This is a genomic window from Dyadobacter fermentans DSM 18053 (assembly GCF_000023125.1).
Classification (GTDB): domain Bacteria; phylum Bacteroidota; class Bacteroidia; order Cytophagales; family Spirosomataceae; genus Dyadobacter; species Dyadobacter fermentans.
Map to the genome: position 1 here is coordinate 4,806,659 of NC_013037.1, position 17,617 is coordinate 4,824,275.

The 17,617-nt window shown below is 52.0% G+C and carries 13 protein-coding genes and 1 tRNA gene; 5 read left to right on the top strand and 9 right to left on the bottom strand.

The features are described 5' to 3' along the window. Positions 1–34: 34 nt before the first annotated feature. The 3 genes from DFER_RS19690 to DFER_RS19700 form a co-directional block, all read right to left on the bottom strand. On the bottom strand, positions 35–745 hold the full coding sequence (locus DFER_RS19690) for a glycosyltransferase family 2 protein (protein WP_015813407.1): 711 nt from the start codon (positions 743–745) through the stop codon (positions 35–37). Between the two features lie 60 nt (positions 746–805). Then, a complete protein-coding gene (locus tag DFER_RS19695; RefSeq protein ID WP_015813408.1) occupies positions 806–1,714 on the bottom strand; it encodes an ROK family protein in 909 nt (302 codons plus the stop codon). 74 nt (positions 1,715–1,788) lie between these two features. Further along, positions 1,789–2,499, bottom strand: coding sequence for an SDR family oxidoreductase (locus DFER_RS19700; protein WP_015813409.1), 711 nt, complete (start codon positions 2,497–2,499; stop codon positions 1,789–1,791). Positions 2,500–2,561: 62 nt separating this feature from the next. Between DFER_RS19700 and DFER_RS19705 the strand changes: the two genes are divergently transcribed. Then, a complete protein-coding gene (locus tag DFER_RS19705) occupies positions 2,562–3,290 on the top strand; it encodes an MlaE family ABC transporter permease (RefSeq protein ID WP_015813410.1) in 729 nt (242 codons plus the stop codon). Between the two features lie 42 nt (positions 3,291–3,332). Further along, complete coding sequence (locus DFER_RS19710) at positions 3,333–4,079, top strand: ABC transporter ATP-binding protein (RefSeq protein WP_015813411.1); 747 nt, start codon at positions 3,333–3,335, stop codon at positions 4,077–4,079. A gap of 6 nt (positions 4,080–4,085) precedes the next feature. Here DFER_RS19710 and DFER_RS19715 read toward each other — a convergent pair whose 3' ends face one another. From DFER_RS19715 to DFER_RS19740, 6 genes are all read right to left on the bottom strand, one after another. Continuing rightward, positions 4,086–5,588: a lipopolysaccharide biosynthesis protein gene (locus DFER_RS19715; protein WP_015813412.1), complete on the bottom strand. Its 1,503-nt coding sequence runs from the start codon at positions 5,586–5,588 to the stop codon at positions 4,086–4,088. A 97-nt stretch (positions 5,589–5,685) separates the two neighbouring features. Next, the gene (locus DFER_RS19720; protein ID WP_015813413.1) at positions 5,686–6,291 is read right to left on the bottom strand and encodes a TetR/AcrR family transcriptional regulator; all 606 of its coding nucleotides are present in this window, start codon (positions 6,289–6,291) and stop codon (positions 5,686–5,688) included. Between the two features lie 249 nt (positions 6,292–6,540). Further along, positions 6,541–6,611: transfer RNA gene (locus DFER_RS19725), tRNA-Gln, on the bottom strand. 66 nt (positions 6,612–6,677) lie between these two features. Further along, positions 6,678–7,556 (bottom strand): ACP S-malonyltransferase, encoded by an 879-nt coding sequence (fabD, locus tag DFER_RS19730; RefSeq protein ID WP_015813414.1) that lies wholly within the window; start codon positions 7,554–7,556, stop codon positions 6,678–6,680. A gap of 119 nt (positions 7,557–7,675) precedes the next feature. Next, the gene (locus tag DFER_RS19735) at positions 7,676–10,528 is read right to left on the bottom strand and encodes a T9SS type B sorting domain-containing protein (protein ID WP_015813415.1); all 2,853 of its coding nucleotides are present in this window, start codon (positions 10,526–10,528) and stop codon (positions 7,676–7,678) included. Between the two features lie 286 nt (positions 10,529–10,814). Beyond that, positions 10,815–13,721 (bottom strand): T9SS C-terminal target domain-containing protein, encoded by a 2,907-nt coding sequence (locus DFER_RS19740; protein WP_015813416.1) that lies wholly within the window; start codon positions 13,719–13,721, stop codon positions 10,815–10,817. Between the two features lie 341 nt (positions 13,722–14,062). Between DFER_RS19740 and DFER_RS19745 the strand changes: the two genes are divergently transcribed. The 3 genes from DFER_RS19745 to DFER_RS19755 all read left to right on the top strand — a co-directional run bounded on the left by DFER_RS19745 (position 14,063) and on the right by DFER_RS19755 (position 17,546). Next, entirely contained in the window at positions 14,063–14,683 is a 621-nt protein-coding gene (locus DFER_RS19745; RefSeq protein ID WP_229206054.1) for a succinate dehydrogenase cytochrome b subunit, read from the top strand. Between the two features lie 46 nt (positions 14,684–14,729). Then, positions 14,730–16,718, top strand: coding sequence for a fumarate reductase/succinate dehydrogenase flavoprotein subunit (locus DFER_RS19750; RefSeq protein ID WP_015813418.1), 1,989 nt, complete (start codon positions 14,730–14,732; stop codon positions 16,716–16,718). Positions 16,719–16,793: 75 nt separating this feature from the next. Further along, a complete protein-coding gene (locus DFER_RS19755) occupies positions 16,794–17,546 on the top strand; it encodes a succinate dehydrogenase/fumarate reductase iron-sulfur subunit (protein WP_015813419.1) in 753 nt (250 codons plus the stop codon). Positions 17,547–17,617: the final 71 nt, after the last annotated feature.

Sequence of the window (17,617 nt, forward strand, 5' to 3'; positions counted from 1 at the left end):
GGATGGAGGAAGGGAGGATGGACGAAGTTCCGTCCTAGCTTCCTAATCCGTAGCGCACAATGCAGTAGAGTGCGCGGAAGCCGTCTTTCCAGTTGATTTTTTTACCCTCCTCATACGTGCGGCCATAGTACGACACGCCCACTTCGTAAATGCGTATTTTCGGGATTTTGGAGATTTTAGCCGTCACTTCCGGCTCGAAACCGAAACGTTTTTCGAGCAGCGTGAGGCTTTTGAGCTGATCGGCGCGGAAGAGCTTGTAGCATGTTTCCATGTCCGTCAGATTGAGGTTGGTGAACATGTTGCTCAGGAACGTCAGGAACTTGTTCCCGATGGTGTGCCAGAAAAAAAGGATGCGGTGCGGTCTTCCGCCCATAAAGCGGGAGCCATACACCACATCCGCATATCCTTCGATAACCGGTTTTAGCAATATATTGAATTCCTGGGGATCATATTCAAGGTCGGCGTCCTGAACGATAATGTAGTCGCCCGTGGCCCTGCGGATGCCTGTGTGCAATGCCGCCCCTTTTCCCTGGTTGTATTCATGCCGGAAGTAAGCCACTTCCAGCTCGGGATTCTCTTCTATAAATCTTTTAGCAACCGCTTCCGTGTTGTCGGCGGAACAGTCGTTCACAATTACGATCTCCTTTTGAAAATTGCCTATCAGGTCAACGGATTTGAGTTTATCCAGCACATTTCGGATTGTCTTTTCTTCATTGTAGGCAGGAACGATAACCGATAATTTCATCAGGGAAGAATAAGAGTGATACTGTTTAAGAGTGAATCTTTATTGTTTCGGGGTTATTCGTTACTCAAAACACAGTGAAGCTGCTCCAAGCAGTCCGGCGTCGTTAGCAAGCGTTGCGCGTTTGATGCTGATAGTTTTAAGGTAATAAGGCGTGAGCCAGTACTTGAAACGATCGTTAATCGCGGGCAAAATAAACTCAAACGAAGCAGAAATACCACCGCCGATCAAAATTGTTGTGATATCGAGGATACGAACCATCGACACGAGGCCTTCGCCGAGCAGGTAACCCATTTCGTGGAAAACGGCTTTTGCGAGTTCGTCGCCTGCCGAAGCTGCGGCTACGAGGCCGGTTGTGGAAATGGTGCCGTCTGCCGGGAGCTGCGTGGTGCCGGTGTAAGCCGCGCGCATGGCATTGGCCATATCGAGCAGTTCTTTCTTACCGATGTTGCGTTCGAGTACTTTTCCGTTTTTGGAAGGCACGTGGCCGGGCTCCATCGCATTGCCGCCGCCGCCTTTGAACACTTTCTTGTCGATAATCGCCGCGCCGCCGATGCCGGTGCCGAGCGTTACGAAGATGTAGTCTTCCGGAAGTTTGTCTTCGCCAAAATAATATTCACCCAAAGCTGCCGCATTCGCGTCGTTTTCGAGGTAAAAATCGTGCTGCGGGAAGCGTGCTTTCAAATCCGGAACAATGGTGATCCCGTCGATTTCGGGGATTGCCGTGATTTCGATCAGCGTGGTTCTGTCGCGGGAAATGAGTCCCGGAACACCGATCCCTACTTTTTTGACTTCGGGATATTCAACCAGCTGGAGCGCTATTGCATCGCCTAATCTGTCTATAAAATGCCCGGAGCTGCGCCAGCTGGCGGTATCGTGACTGTAAAAATTCGAGATTCTTCCATCCGTAGCGTCAACGATCCCCATTTTTACGTTAGTACCGCCCACGTCTATACCGAGGTATTGTTCCATGAAATGAAAATATGGGTTTAATAAATAATTTTAAAAATGCGGCAATTTAGTAAAATTGCGCTATTCTTCACTCATCAATCCAAATCTCCCAACTGCGGACGGATCAAAATTTCCTCCACAACTGCCCTGGGAGACAATGCATAGGCCGCCCAGATCGACTCGGCCACGTCGCCGGAATCCATGAAACGGTCCTCGGGGAGGTCGGTGCCCTTCCAGCTGTCGGTGTAGGTAGCGCCCGGCAGGATGGCCGTCACCCGCACGTCGTAGGGCTTCATTTCCTCGCGGAGCACCTTGGTCATGCCGTACAATGCGAATTTTGAAATGCAGTAGGAGCCGCCGTTGGGGTAGGCGATAATGCTGGCAGTAGAGCAAATGGTGAAAATATGGCCCTTTTTGCGCTCCATCATCCCCGCGAGCAAGCCGCGCGTGAGGTGATAGGCACTATAAAGGTTCGTTTCCATCGTCTTTTCCAGCGTGCCTTCGGTTTCGTTATGGACTTGCCCCGGGATAAATACGCCGGTGTTGTTGATCAATACTTCCGGCCGTTGGTTATGGGTGTGGATAAATGCGATGAACGCGTCCACATCGGCCCGAACCGAGAGGTCGGCCGTTAAATAAGTCAGTTTAGATTGGGGAAAACTTTCGCTGAATGTTTGTTGCAGTGCGAGCAGGTCGCTCTCGTTTCTTGCGCAGGTAATTACATCGAAGCCTTGTGCTAAAAATTTTTCTATCGCTGCCCTTCCGATCCCTTTTGTTCCACCGGTTACAACCGCTAATGGATTCATTTTTCTGATTGCTTCTTTTTTTGCCTAATTTTCCCGAAAATATTGAATACAATTAAGATATCATGTCTGTAATCGGTAAATACTTCATTTTTTTAGGAACGCTGTTCGGGAAGGGCGAGAAATTATCGGTTTACTGGCGGAGGCTGATGGAGGAATGCGTGGGCATCGGCGTGAGTTCGATCTTTATCGTCGCGATCGTTTCCACATTTATCGGCGCAGTTTCGTGTATTCAAACAGCCTACAACCTCGTGAGCCCCATTATCCCCATTTCCACCGTGGCATTGATCGTCCGTGACATGGAAATCCTCGAACTCGCGCCTACCATTACCTGTATCGTTCTCGCCGGGAAGGTGGGTTCCAACATTGCCAGCGAGCTGGGCACGATGCGCATTACCGAGCAAATCGACGCGTTGGAGGTAATGGGGATTAATTCGTCGTCCTACCTCGTGCTTCCGAAAGTCGTCGCGGCGATGCTCACATTCCCGATGCTTGTAATATTTTCCGCATTTCTGGGCATTCTGGGCGGATATTTGGCAGGTACACTAACGGGCGTGATCACCGAACGCGATTATCTCTACGGCATCCGCGACTCGTTTGTGCCTTACAACATCTTTTTTATGTGTGTGAAACCCTTCGTTTTCGGCTTCCTCATCGCCTCCATTTCCTCGTTCAAGGGATTTTTTACGTCGGGTGGTGCGTTGGAAGTGGGTAAAGCCAGCACACAAGCCGTTACCAACAGCTGTATTTCGATTCTGGTGGCCGATTACCTGCTTGCACAGCTGCTTTTGTAATGCACTAAAAACCAACGGGTTTGTTCTCAACTGAGCTACAAAATGATTGAAATCAACAATATCAATAAGGCATTCAACGGTAAGGAAGTTTTGAAAGGCATTTCGGCCCAATTCAAAAAGGGCGAAACTAACCTGATCATCGGCGGGAGCGGCACAGGGAAAAGCGTGTTGCTCAAATGCATGATCGGCCTCGTGAAGCCCGACCAGGGTAATGTGCTTTACAACGGACGCGATTTTTACAATTGCGACAAGGAAACCCAGCAGTCGATCCGCCGCGAAATGGGCGTGCTGTTTCAGGGAGGTGCATTGTTTGATTCCAAAACAGTGGAGGAGAATGTGCGATTTCCGCTGGATATGCTCACTTCCCAATCGGCGGAGGAAAAGCAGGAGCGGGTGGCATTCTGCTTGCAGCGCGTAGGCCTCGAACAGGCCGCCAAACGGATGCCGTCCGAAATCAGCGGAGGAATGAAGAAGCGCGTGGGCATTGCGCGGGCCATTGTGATGAACCCGGCCTACCTCTTTTGCGATGAACCGAACTCCGGCCTGGACCCATTAACCTCGGTAAAAATCGACGAGCTGATCAAGGAAATCACCGACGAATATCAGATCACCACCATCATCATCACCCACGATATGAACTCGGTGATGGAGATTGGCGAAAACATCATGTTCCTTTACCAGGGCAATAAACTTTGGGAAGGCGTGAATACGGATATCACCAAGACGACCGTGCCCGAGTTGAAAGAATTCCTTTTCTCGAACAAATTGCTGCGTGAAATGCAGGAATAGGCTGCATTACCGCCTTTTCAGTGCCGGAATATTTTTTCGTTCTACCAAAAAAACCACGGCCACGCACAAGGCGAACACGCCCATGTGCACCGGTACGGAAACCCAGAGATCGGGTATTTTAATGAGGGAAGAGGCGTAAATCAGCAATGCGCCGCCGCCAATGTAACCGAGTGCCGAAGTGACGTCATAAGGCACCGGGTAATACTTCCGCCCGAAATAATAGCAAAGCGACAGCATCACAAATCCCGACAATGCGAATGCGATGGCGAAACCGTGGTAGCCGATCTGCGGCACGAGCACGAAGCTGGTGGAGATGGTAATTCCCGCGCCGGTGAGTGTGAGCCAGGTGCCGTACTGCGTTTTGTCGGTCAGTTTAAACCACGTAGCTACATTGTAATACACACCCAGGAACAGGTAGCCCGCCAGCAGCCAGGGCACTACGCTCAATCCTTCGTGATAAATCTTCTTCTTTAAGAATAGCTCGGCAAACAGGTCGAGGTTGAGGCAAATGCCCACCCACATGAGCACGCAGATGATGATAAAATACTTGGTAACCTTGGCAAAAACCGGTGGTGCGTTCTTGTCCTCACCCTTCGAAAAGAAAAATGGTTCGGCAGCATATTTAAATGCCTGGATGGCCAGGTTCATGAAAATGGACAGCTTATAGCATTGCACATAAATCCCGATGGCGGTCTCGTTGCTGCGGCCGGGATAAAAGCCCTCCGGAAGCAGAAATTGGATGAATGCGCGGTCGAAAAGCATGTTGAGCACGCCGCCCACATTCATGATCATGACCGGGAATGCGTACACCCACACCGGCTTGAAAAGGTCGCCGTTGAATATAAACCGGAAGTCGGCAAACTCTTTGCGAAGCATCCAGAAGAACGCGAGATTGGCGATAAGGTTAGCCAAAACAATGTAATCCGGCGCGTGCAGCGGGTTATAGAACAGATCAACAGCCGGTTGCAGGAATGAAAGGTATTTTCCAGCATGAATATCCCGGCAGACAAGCAGGAAGAAAAGATTGAGGAAAATGTTGATAAGAATGTTGGTCACCCGGATGACCACGAACTTTTTCCCTTTCCCTTCCAGCCGTAGCCGCGCAAACGGGATCGACACGATGCCGTCCGTAGCCATGATGATCGCGAACATCTTCACGATGGATGTCGCTTCAGGGTATTTGATGAGCTCGGCGAGTGGCTGCGCAAATACGAACATGAAAGTGGAGCAAACCATGCTCACCACGATCACAGCGCTTAATATGACATTGTAATATTCTTTCCGGTCCTTTTCCTCGCGTGCAAACCGGAAGAAGGCGGTCTCCATCCCGAAAGTGTAGAGCACTAGCGCAAGCCCGGCATAGGCAAAAAGCTGGCCTTGTGCGGCGATTTGCTGAGGTTCAAAAAGCTTGGTATGCAGCGCCACCAGCAGGTAATTCAAAAAGCGGCCCAGCATGGTGCTGATGCCGTAGGTGGCGGTTTCACTGGCCAGTTTTTTCAGTACACTCATTCAATGCGGGATTTTCCGACGCAAATATAGGTGAGTAACCGCCAATAAAAGGAAAGGCCCTTCCCGTTTCGTGGGAAGGGCCTCTGGTTTTTTATCGTCAACCCCGGACGTCCGAGATAATACTGTCGATCACACGCTCGATGCGTTTCCAGCCTTCATCGGTTTGAAGGTCCACGTCGAGCATTTTTTCACGGTAATCGGAGGAGATGGTCAGGAAATAAATGCCTGCTGAAATGAATGCGATCAGTGCGCTGGTGTCATTGTAATAGGGCAGGTCGCCTATTTTGTTCAGGATCCGGGTCGCAATCTGGTTGCGGGCGTCGGATAGCATCGACTTTCCGGTGCCGATCTCCCAGCGCAGCAGGTCACGGGTGGCCTTGCGTTGGCGCAGATCGTTGGTGAAAGTGTGCATGAGGGACGTGAGAGCCTTGTTCCGTTCGTCGGGCGTGAGCTCGGGAATGTTGTCGATGTAATCGGTACTGAGGGTTGACGTGTACTCTCCCGACCTGACATACTGTTCCATCAGGCCGTCTACGCTTTCAAAGTATCTGTAAATCAATACTTTGTTTACTCCGGCGGTACGGGCGATCAAATTTACGCCCACCTTTTCGGTGCCATGCTGTTCGATTACTTCACCGACCGCCTTGAGTATTTTACTCTTTGTGCGCTCGCGATCGCGCTTTTTAACTTTGTCTACTTTCATATGGGTGCTGTTTAGGTTAAAACATAGTAAATGTAACATTTCATATCCAAATTTTATAGCAGAAAAGTTACATTAAGTAACCAATTTTATTAAAATGGTTTCCTTAATGTCACCTGCAAGTCGCAAATGGATATTCTTGTTCTTAAATGACTATGTCACCTGAGAAATTTGGAAAGATTATAAAGATACGGGGCGGGAATAGGATAAAAACAAAAAGAGCTCATCGTGAAATGAGCTCTTTGATTACTGTTGGCCGACAAGGACTCGAACCCTGAATAAGACAACCAAAATGTCCTGTGTTACCATTACACCATCGGCCAAAACCGTAAACAGTGGTGCAAAAGTAATGGTAGCAGGGTATCGTGTCAAGTGTTTTGAGAAAAAAATTAAATACTTTTTACGTCCACCGTGCTAGCGATCTTTTTTACAAGGCCTTGCAAAACTTTGCCCGGTCCCGATTCGATGAAGATTTCCGCGCCGTCGGCTACCATTTGCTCCACGGACTGCGTCCACCTTACCGGAGCGGTGAGCTGCGAGATCAGGTTTTCCCGGATCACGGCTACTTCGGTGGCCGGCTTTGCATTCACATTCTGATAAACGGGGCAGATCGGCGGCTCGAACTGCGCCGCATGGATGGCCGCTGCCAGCTCTTCGCGTGCCGGCTCCATCAATGGCGAGTGGAATGCACCGCCCACCGGCAACACCAGCGCACGTTTAGCCCCGGCGGCTTTCAGCAGTTCGTTGGCGCGTTCCACACCTTCGATCGTGCCGGAAATCACCACCTGGCCCGGACAGTTGTAGTTTGCCGGCACTACGATCTCGTCGGTAATACCCGCGCAAACTTCTTCGATCACCGCATCGGGCAGGCCGAGGATGGCAGCCATGGTCGACGGGCGGATTTCGCAGGCTTTTTGCATAGCGGCAGCACGCTTCGCCACCAGCGAAAGGCCGTCTTCGAATGAAAGCGAACCTGCGGCTACCAGCGCCGAAAATTCACCGAGCGAATGGCCTGCCACCATGTTCGGAGCGAAATCGGGATTGATTTTCGCGAGGATCACGGAATGAATGAAAATTGCGGGCTGCGTCACATTGGTTTGTTTCAGCTCCTCATCGGTGCCTTCGAACATGATTTTGGTGATGTTGAAGCCGAGGATTTCGTTGGCTTTTTCAAACAATGCCTTGGCGGAATCGGAGCTCTGGTAGAGGTCCAGACCCATTCCTTTGAACTGCGAGCCCTGACCAGGGAAAACATATGCCGTTTTCATATAAATGTGTTATGGTTATTCATGATGAAACAAAAAAGCCCGGTGCAAAAAAACCGGGCTACAAAGGAAATACTTGAATGTGAAAGAAAAAAGGGCAAATTGTTGCCCTTTCTCGCATGCTATCTCAGCAGCTGCACCCACCCTTTCATGGTAACAGGCGTGCTTTGCTTTTTGGAAGATTCGAAATAAATGACCAGTTCGTAGTAGTACTGGCCCGCTGCCAGCTCTTTTCCGCCATTGGTTTTACCGTCCCAGTTGATGTTCACGTCTTTGGTAGAAAACACCTGCGCGCCCCAGCGGTTGAACGCTTTGAATTCGAGCGACTGAACAAATGCAGGGCATTCGTAAGGCTGGAATACATCGTTTTTGGAGTCGCCGTTTGGCGTGAAAACATTCGGCAGCACATACATCGGGCAGTTGTCGCGGCATACGACATTGCTCGGTGCGCTTTCGCTTCCGAAGCGGTTCACGGCGGTCACATAATAGCAGCCCGCAAAGGACGTCAGCCCGACGTGGTCGAACGAAGTCTGCAAGGGCGACGGCGGCGTGGTGATTGTCGCAACCAACGTGGGGGCATCGCCTTCATATCTTGCATAATACACACGGTAGGCGGTCACGAGCGGGTCGCATTCACGGCCATCCACCTCGGTAGGATATTCCCATGAAAGGTGGTTTGTGAAGCCTGATGTCGTACAGAAAGCCTCGGGATGTGCTCGCAGCGAATCGCAATTGAGCGGATCGAGGGACAACACCGGCGGGCAGGGCTTGGTCGTATCCGACGACGAAATGCAAAGGATCTGCGAGAAGTTGTACAACACCGAAGGTTTGATCTGGCTGTTGTTGTAAGAACCCACCGTTTCTACCTTATAACAATAAGTCGAATCCCTGACAATCGTGACATTGACCGTTCCATCAGCTGCATATTTATCCGTACCATCATCGATGAAAGTGAACGTTTGCGGCCCTTGCACGGATACTTCGGCAATGCGGTTGAAAGTCCCCGGCCTGGCTTTATCCTCGCGGTACACCCGGTGAACACGGTTGCTGTTATCCCAAGGAACGAGCGCCGTCCATTTCAGGCCGATCTGGTTGGGCTGGGCGGCATCCTGTTCGAGCCGCACCGAGCTTGCCGTTTCGGTTTCGTCGAATTTGGTGAGTTGTCCGTTTACAGTGGTGTAATATTCAAGCTTGTAGTTGTAAGCGTTGGCTTCGGTGTTCAGGCCCCTGTCTACGAAAATCGTATCACGTGCGCCTGCTGCGAGGTTGGTATTGATGGCGGCGATTTGTGTAAATGCGGTGCCATTCTGACCTGTGGCTCTGAAAAGGCGGTATTGCGCAGGCAATCCGGCAGAAGCGGCAGGTCTGGTCCATTTGATGGTGATCACACCGCTGGTAGTGCTGGTGGTATCGACGGTCACATTCGTAATCACCGGCATCACCATCGGCAGGTTAAGGCAGAACTCCGCCGAAGCAAGGCTCTCGCCGCCGCCGATCAGGTAACCTGGGTCGCTTGGGCTTGCACCCGGACGCGGGAACATGGCCACGAGGCGATAGGAATAGGAAACACCCGGGCGAAGGCCTTCACCCGCATTGTTGTCGAGGAATGTGGTTTGGCTGGCATCCACTCTTCCGATTTCTTCATAACCGGAGCCCGCCGGAATACCGGGGCTACACACGTCTTCGCGCAGTTCGGTACATTTCTCTGCGCGGTAAATGGCTATTTTAGCCCCGGGGATCTGGCATTTGTAGGCATCCCAGTTGAGGCGGTAGGCTGTGCCGGTAGGGTCCGTCACGGCCACTCCCCTGAGGCCGGTCGGTTTCGGTCCGTAAACTTTAATGTTCACGGTTGTCATATCCACCAGTTTCCTGAACAGCGACGGGTTGGGGACTCCCGGCCCGGCGGCGTCTTCCACTTTGAAAAGGACGTCGTATGGTTCCAGGCGCACATGGGCGCAGGACGTTTGCCAGGTGAACATGCCCGTCACAGTGCCCTGTGAGCCCTGCTGGGCAACGGTAAATTTCGCTACGGGAGGCGGCACCAGCGAGGCTTCGTACACCCCGCCCGTCGAGGTGAGCGTCAGTCTGTCGCCATTCTTATCGGTGGCTGTAATGGGCTGGTTTATGAGTGTCCCGGCCTCCACGCATATGTCGGGAATCGGCTGGATTACGGGCCTGTCGTTTCGGGCATCTTCGACGATGATCTGCATATCCCGGACGATCTGGCCGATCAGCGCGCCGTCGCGCCACTCCTCGACGACGAAGGCCACATTATAATAGCCCTTGGTAACCGGTGCGTCCCAGACAAGGTCGCCCGTGACGCGGTCCATACTGAAAGTCGCCGGGGAACCGCCTGCTTCCGTCTGGCCGGGAGGCGTTACCATGTTCGGGTCTTTGTATTGCAGGTTAATTCCGGAGCCGTTCACACCACTTCTTTGGGGGATAAACAGGCGGTAGGCAAGGCTGTCGCCATCAGCATCGAATGCACCGGGGTTATGAATGTAGCGCTGGCCCACTGCGGCAACGTCAATCGGCGCATTCAGCAGCACGGGGGTCTGGTTTTGTCCGTAGCTAGAATTGATTTCCAGGATCGTGCTGACGTAGAAGTTCAAGTTTTGGGTAGGAGGCGGGCCGATATTCAATACGTTATTATTCCGGTTGTCCTCCTCGAAAGATATGCGGTACAAACCCGTGGTCGGGAATGTATAGTTGATGATGTAAATGTTCTGGGTAGTGTTGTTACCGATGTTCGGAATAGGCGGGATACGCGGCGCTTCCAGTACGGCAGGGCGCGAATCCGGCCCGCCGAATGCGGAGCCGATTGTAAAAAACACGCTATTCTGGGCATTTGCGGCACCTTCGCCGTTCTGCATATCGAAATAGGCAGTCAGTTTGATCTCGTAAGTATGACGATCGGAACCTGCCGGGCTGATCCGTCGGGCAGTGATTTCCCCGGCGCGTATGTGTGTGGCCATGGCCGAATAGCCATTGCATAGCAGAGCGAGGAAAAGAAAGTATAAAGTAATTCGTAAAACAGAGCGCATAGATCCGTGTCGTGCTAATAATGATAGGGAAGTAATGGCAGGCGCCACATCTCCTGTCAGATACCTTAAATCAACGAAAATTCAGCTAAAAATGTGTGCTTCGGGAATGAATATAATATGCTGTTTCGTAAACTTACAAAACAACTTTATAAATCATAGATGAATTGTAACAAACTCCCGAAGCGCTCCAATTAGCGCTCTGATGTGATTTGCGTTGCTACCTCAGCAACTGTACCCAGCCTTTCATGCTCGTCTCGGTGCCCTGTTTTTTGGATGATTCAAAATAGATCGTCAGCTCGTAGTAGTATTGGCCGGCCGCAAGCTCTTTCCCCCCGTTCGTTTTACCGTCCCAATTGATATTCACGTCCCTGGTCGAAAACACCTCCGCACCCCAGCGGTTGAATGCCTTGAATTCCAGGGATTGTACAAATGCCGGGCATTCATAAGGTTGGAAAATGTCGTTTTTGGCATCGCCGTTCGGTGTGAATACATTGGGCAAAACATACATCGGGCAATTGTCCCTGCAAACGGTGTTGCTCGGCGCACTCTCGGTCCCGAATTTGTTGACGGCCGTCACATAATAACACCCGGCAAAAGACGTCAGTCCCTCGTGGTCATAAGCCGTTTGCAGCGGCGACGGCGGGGTAGTGATGGTCGTGATGAGCGTTGGCGTGTCGCCCTCATATCTTGCATAGTACACGCGGTAGGCGGTCACGAGCGGGTCGCAGTCACGGCCGCCGGCTTGCTGGGGATATTGCCACGTGAGGTGGTTGGTGAATCCGATGGTGTTGCAGAACGCCTGCGGAATGTTTTGAAGCGAGTCGCAATTGAGCGGATCGAGGCTCAGCACCGGCGGACAGGGCTTAATCGTATCCGATGGTGAAATGCAAAGGATTTGAGAAAAATTATACAATACGGCCGGTTTGATCTGACTGTTATTGTAAGAGCCCACCGTCTCCACTTTGTAGCAATAGGTAGAGTCTTTGGCAATACTCACATTCACGACGCCATCGGCAGCATACTGGTCGGTGCCGTCATCCACGAAACTGAACGTTTGCGGTCCCTGCACTGATACTTCCGCAATGCGGTTGAACGTGCCGGGCCGGGCTTTGTCCTCGCGGTAAATCCGATGAACGCGGTTATTGTTGCTCCACGGCACCAACGCGCTCCATTTCAGCCCGATCTGATTGGGCTGCGCCGCATCTTGTTCGAGCCTTACAGAGCTGGCCGTTTTCGTTTCGTCAAACTTCGTTAGCTGCCCGTTTACGGTGGTGTAATATTCGAGTTTGTAATTGTAGGCGTTGGCTTCGGTGTCGAGGTTTCGGTCCACGAACAGTGTGTCGCGCGCGCCTGCCGCGAGGTTTGTATTAATGGTTGCAATTTGTGTAAACGCCGTGCCATTCTGTCCCGTAGCCCTGAAAAGCCGGTATTGCGCCGGAAGTCCCGCGGCAGCGGCCGGCCTCATCCATTTAACCGTGATCACACCTTTGGTAGTGCTGGTGGAATCGACCGTCACATTGGTAATGACGGGCATCACAACGGGTAAATTGAGGCAAAACTCCGGTGAGGCGATGCTTTCGCCGCCGCCAATCAGATACCCCGGTTCGCCGGGAGAGGCGCCGGGTCTCGGAAACAGCACCACAATGCGGTAAGAATAGGAAACGCCCGGGCGCAGGCCGTCGCCATTGTTATTGTCGAGGAATGTAGTCTCATCCACGTCCACCCTGCCAATTTCCTGGTAGCCGGAGCCCGCCGGAATGCCAGGGCTGCACACATCGTCCGGAATATCGGTGCATTGCTCGGCACGATAAATGGCGATTTTCGCGCCGGCAATCTGGCATTTGTAGGCATCCCATGTGAGCCGGTAAGCGGTGCCGGCCGGGTCGGTGGCGGCAACGCCTTTCAGGCCGGTAGGTTTGGGACCGTACACACGGATATTCCAGGTCGTCATGTCGGCCAGTTTCCTGAACAGCGAAGGGTTCGGATAGCCCGGAGGCGCCGCGTCCTCGACTTTGAAGAGCACATTGTATGGTTCCAGTCTGATATGCTCGCAGGAAGTTTGCCAAACGAACGTGCCGGTAACCGAGCTCTGCGAACCCTGCCCGGATACGGTGAAACTGGCCACGGCCGGTTTGATCAGTGTCGGATCATAAACACCGCTCGCCGAAGTCAGGTTGAGCCTGTCGCCGTTTCTGTCGGTGGCGGTCACTCTTTGGTTGATAAGCGTGCCGGCTTCCACGCAAATGTCCGGTAAGGGCGGAACCGCGGGCCGGTCGTTTCGCACATCGTCGACGATGATCTGCATATCTCGGACGATCTGCCCGATCAGTGCCCCGTCGCGCCATTCTTCCACGACAAACGCGACGTTATAATATCCTTTTGTTACCGGTGCATTCCAGATGATGTCGCCCGTAACCCGGTTAATGGCAAAAGTGGCCGGCGAGCCGCCCGTTTCGGTTTGGCCGGGAGGTGTCACGGTGTTGGGGTCCTGGTATTCCAGGTTCACGCCTACTCCGTTGGCGCCGGCTTGCTGGGGAGTGAACATGCGGTAAGCAATGCTGTCGCCATCGGCGTCGAATGCGCCAGGGTTATGAATATAGCGCTGGCCCACCGCGGCGAGGTCGATCGGAGCGTTTCGGAGAACGGGAGTGCGGTTCAAACCAAATGTGGCATTGATCTCGAGCACCGTGCTGACATAGAAGTTAAGCCGGTTGGTAGGCTCTGGGCCAATATTCAGTACGCCATCGTTTCTTGCATCCACTTCCATGGAAATACGGTAGGCGCCGGTGGTCGGGAAGGTGTAGGTGGCGATGTAGGTATTCATGGTGGTGTTATTCCCGATGTCCACAATCGGCATTATTCTCGGCGCCTCGATGGTTACCGGCGTGCCCGTAGACTGCACATTCCCTATTTTGAAGAAGACCGATGTCTGCCGGTCCGCAGCGTCTTTTCCACTGACCATGTCAAAATAGCCGGTGACTTTGATCTCGTAGATGTGCGATGTGAGCGACATCCTGCGCGCAGTGATTTCGCCGGCCCGGAAGTGGGTCGCAAATGCCTGGCTGAACGCAAGCGTCAGCATGAGAATTACAAGCAGGATGCGGGCAGATAGAGGTCTGATCATGGGTAGGTTCGTTGGTCATCCGGTTATGTAATACCTCAACGAAATGCCTGTTTAAAAATGTGTGCTATTCGGTTACAAAATAGTTTGAAAGAATCGGCTGAGGCCTTCGGTCTGAGCGCCTTGGATTTACAAGAACTATTCAGTCTAAATAATTCTTAATAATGATTATAAATAAACAAAGCGGTTTGCAAAAATGAAACGGATTCTTTGCCTTGCTAACGTTTGTGATATACCTTTGAAAGGTTCTAAATATACCTCAATTTTTTGCACTAAAACCATTCGTTTTTGTTATGTCGTGGTTTTCACAAACGTTAACGAGCTCTATCGGGAAAAAACTTTTGATGGCTCTTACCGGACTTTTTCTGATTAGCTTTCTGGTGATTCATGCCACCATCAATGCCATGATTTTTTACAATGATGGCGGGGAGACTTTTTCGCATTGGGGGCACTTCATGGGTACCAACCCGATTATACGTACGCTTGAAATCGGCCTCGTTGCGGGCTTCATCATCCATATCGCCGACGGTCTGATCCTCTGGAAAAACAACCGTGAGGCACGTCCGGTAGGTTACGCGGTCAGCAATGCATCGGCCAACAGCACCTGGTACTCGCGCAGCATGGGCTTGCTCGGAACTTTGCTTTTGATCTTCCTGGTGATCCACACTTCGCACTTCTGGATTCCTAACCGGTCCAACCAGTTTGCCACAGGCGAGGAGCTGGACTTGTACCAGATGATGCTCGATATCTTCCAGAACCCGATCGTGGTGTTGATTTATGTGTTGGGCTGCGTGTCGCTTTTCTGGCATTTGCTGCACGGTTTCAAAAGCGCATTCCAGTCGCTGGGCCTCAACCACGTGAAGTACAATGGCATCATCTCGTGGATTGGAACTGCATTCTCGATTGTCATTCCGATCCTCTTCGCGCTGATGCCGATCTCGATTTATCTGGGCTGGGTGAAGTAATCCCGGCAAGTTTCATTTTCAAATTTCTGATTAAATAATATTTGATATGGCAACGTCATCTCGTCTGGATGCCAAAATACCGCAAGGAACGCTTGAAAGTAAATGGAGCAAATACCGCTCGTCAGTACCTCTTGTAAACCCTGCCAACAAACGTAACCTGGAAATCATCGTGGTTGGAACAGGCCTCGCAGGTGCTTCGGCGGCTGCTACCCTGGCTGAGCTCGGTTACAAAGTAAAAGCGTTCTGTTTTCAGGATTCGCCACGTCGTGCGCACTCGATCGCAGCGCAAGGCGGGATCAATGCAGCAAAAAACTACCAGAATGACGGTGACTCGGTTTACCGTCTTTTTTATGATACCATTAAAGGCGGTGACTACCGGGCGCGTGAAGCGAACGTGCACCGCCTGGCCGAAGTTTCGGGTAACATTATCGACCAATGCGTAGCGGCGGGTGTGCCTTTCGCCCGTGAGTACGGCGGCTTGCTGTCCAACCGCTCTTTCGGTGGAACGCAGGTACAGCGTACCTTCTACGCAGCGGGCCAGACGGGCCAGCAACTTTTGCTGGGAGCCTATTCCGGCTTGCAGCGCCAGGTGGGTATGGGTACCGTAAAAATGTACAACCGCCACGAAATGCTCGACGTCGTGAATATCGATGGCAAATGCCGCGGTATCATCGCACGTAACCTCATTACAGGCGAGATCGAAAGACATGCAGGCCACGCCGTATTGCTTTGTACAGGTGGTTACGGAAACGTGTTCTACCTTTCCACGAATGCAATGGGCAGCAATGTGACCGCGGCATGGAAAGCCCACAAACGCGGTGCATTCTTCGGTAACCCTTGTTTTACCCAAATCCACCCGACTTGTATCCCCGTTTCCGGCGAACATCAGTCGAAACTGACCCTGATGTCGGAATCGTTGCGTAACGACGGCCGTATCTGGGTTCCCAAAAAGCAGAATGATACCCGCCCGGGCAACGAAATTCCTGAAAACGAGCGCGATTACTACCTTGAACGCCGTTACCCTGCATTCGGTAACCTCGTACCGCGCGATATCGCGTCGCGGGCGGCGAAAGAACGTTGCGATGCCGGTTACGGTGTAGGAACTTCCAAGCTGGCCGTTTACCTCGATTTCGCTGCGGCGGTAGAGCGTTACGGACGTGCCGAGGCGAATAAGAACAATATTCACAATGCGTCCGAAGCCGACATTATCACGTGGGGTAAGGCCGTTGTGAAAGAAAAATATGGTAACCTCTTCGATATGTATAAGCAAATCACGGGTGAAGATCCGTATGAAGTGCCTATGCGTATCTATCCTGCGGTGCACTACACCATGGGCGGCCTTTGGGTGGATTACAACCTGATGACCACCGTGCCCGGCTTGTACTCGCTTGGTGAGGCCAACTTCTCCGACCACGGCGCCAACCGCCTCGGTGCTTCGGCATTGATGCAGGGCCTTGCCGACGGTTATTTCGTGATTCCGTACACCATCGGTGCTTACCTGGCGAGCGAAATCCGTACCGGAAAGATCTCTACCGACCACGAAGCATTCGTGAAAGCGGAAGCCGAAGTGAAAGAGCGTATCGACACATTGCTGCGCATTCAGGGTAAAACATCTCCTGAGCTTTTCCACCGCCGTTTGGGCAAGATTATGTGGGAAAAATGCGGAATGGCGCGTAATGCGGAAGGTTTGAAAGAAGCGATCCAGGAAATCCGTCAGCTGAGAAGAGACTTCTGGTCGGACGTGAAAGTAATGGGAACCGCCAACTACTTCAACCCCGAACTCGACAAGGCAAACCGCGTTGCAGACTTCATCGAACTTGGCGAGCTGATGTGTATCGACGCGCTGGACCGTAACGAATCCTGCGGTGGCCACTTTCGCGAGGAGTACCAGACCGAAGAAGGCGAAGCATTGCGCGACGACGAGAACTATATGTATGTATCGGCCTGGGAGCACAAAGGTCCTGAGAACTGGGAGCTTCACAAGGAAGAGCTGGTGTACGAAAACATCAAAATCGCTCAGCGCAGCTATAAATAAGACCTCCTGTGGCATGGATTTATGTCACGCATAAAAGAAGAATCAGATATAAAGAATATAGGTATGGAAGGAAATATGAGGTTGTCTCTCAAAGTTTGGAGACAAAGCAATAAAGACGCAGCGGGAGGTTTCGAGGAATACAAACTGGACCATGTTTCTCCCGATATGTCATTTCTTGAAATGTTCGATGTATTGAACGAGCAACTCATCGAGGAAGGAAAAGAACCTGTATCATTCGACCACGACTGCCGCGAGGGTATTTGCGGGGCTTGTTCGATGTATATAAATGGCCGTCCGCATGGACCGTTGCGCGGGGTAACCACCTGCCAACTGCACATGCGTTCGTTCAACGACGGGGATACTATCGTGGTAGAGCCATGGAGAGCGCAGGCTTTCCCGGTGATCAAAGACCTCGTGGTAGACCGTGACGCATTCGACCGCGTGATTTCTGCGGGCGGTTTCGTATCGGTGAACACCGGTAATGCACAGGATGCAAACGCATTGCCGATCGCGAAAGAAGCTGCTGACGACGCATTTGCAGCAGCAGCATGTATCGGTTGCGGCGCTTGCGTAGCGGCTTGTAAAAATGCTTCCGCAATGCTTTTCGTATCTGCCAAAATCTCCCAGCTGGCATTGTTGCCGCAAGGACAGGCAGAACGCAGCATCCGCGCCGAGAAAATGGTCGCTCAAATGGACGCAGAAGGCTTCGGAGCCTGCACCAACACCGGTGCCTGCTCAGCAGAATGCCCTAAGGAAATTAGCCTCGAAAACATCGCCCGCATGAACCGCGAGTACATCGGCGCGAAATTCTCGTCTTCGGCGGTTTAAAATATATAATGCACTGCGCAGGGCAGTCGGGCAACCGGCTGCCCTGTTTTTGTTAGGGAAAGGGCTGGAAT

What these genes read in the sequence shown, in the direction of transcription:
- DFER_RS19710 (WP_015813411.1), top strand. Translation starts at nt 3,333, where the DNA reads ATGATTGAAATCAACAATATCAATAAGGCATTCAACGGTAAGGAAGTT.
- DFER_RS19755 (WP_015813419.1), top strand. Translation starts at nt 16,794, where the DNA reads ATGAGGTTGTCTCTCAAAGTTTGGAGACAAAGCAATAAAGACGCAGCG.
- DFER_RS19715 (WP_015813412.1), bottom strand. Translation starts at nt 5,588, where the DNA reads ATGAGTGTACTGAAAAAACTGGCCAGTGAAACCGCCACCTACGGCATC.
- DFER_RS19700 (WP_015813409.1), bottom strand. Translation starts at nt 2,499, where the DNA reads ATGAATCCATTAGCGGTTGTAACCGGTGGAACAAAAGGGATCGGAAGG.
- DFER_RS19735 (WP_015813415.1), bottom strand. Translation starts at nt 10,528, where the DNA reads ATGGCCACACACATACGCGCCGGGGAAATCACTGCCCGACGGATCAGC.
- DFER_RS19740 (WP_015813416.1), bottom strand. Translation starts at nt 13,721, where the DNA reads ATGATCAGACCTCTATCTGCCCGCATCCTGCTTGTAATTCTCATGCTG.
- fabD (WP_015813414.1), bottom strand. Translation starts at nt 7,556, where the DNA reads ATGAAAACGGCATATGTTTTCCCTGGTCAGGGCTCGCAGTTCAAAGGA.
- DFER_RS19695 (WP_015813408.1), bottom strand. Translation starts at nt 1,714, where the DNA reads ATGGAACAATACCTCGGTATAGACGTGGGCGGTACTAACGTAAAAATG.
- DFER_RS19720 (WP_015813413.1), bottom strand. Translation starts at nt 6,291, where the DNA reads ATGAAAGTAGACAAAGTTAAAAAGCGCGATCGCGAGCGCACAAAGAGT.
- DFER_RS19705 (WP_015813410.1), top strand. Translation starts at nt 2,562, where the DNA reads ATGTCTGTAATCGGTAAATACTTCATTTTTTTAGGAACGCTGTTCGGG.
- DFER_RS19690 (WP_015813407.1), bottom strand. Translation starts at nt 745, where the DNA reads ATGAAATTATCGGTTATCGTTCCTGCCTACAATGAAGAAAAGACAATC.
- DFER_RS19745 (WP_229206054.1), top strand. Translation starts at nt 14,063, where the DNA reads ATGGCTCTTACCGGACTTTTTCTGATTAGCTTTCTGGTGATTCATGCC.
- DFER_RS19750 (WP_015813418.1), top strand. Translation starts at nt 14,730, where the DNA reads ATGGCAACGTCATCTCGTCTGGATGCCAAAATACCGCAAGGAACGCTT.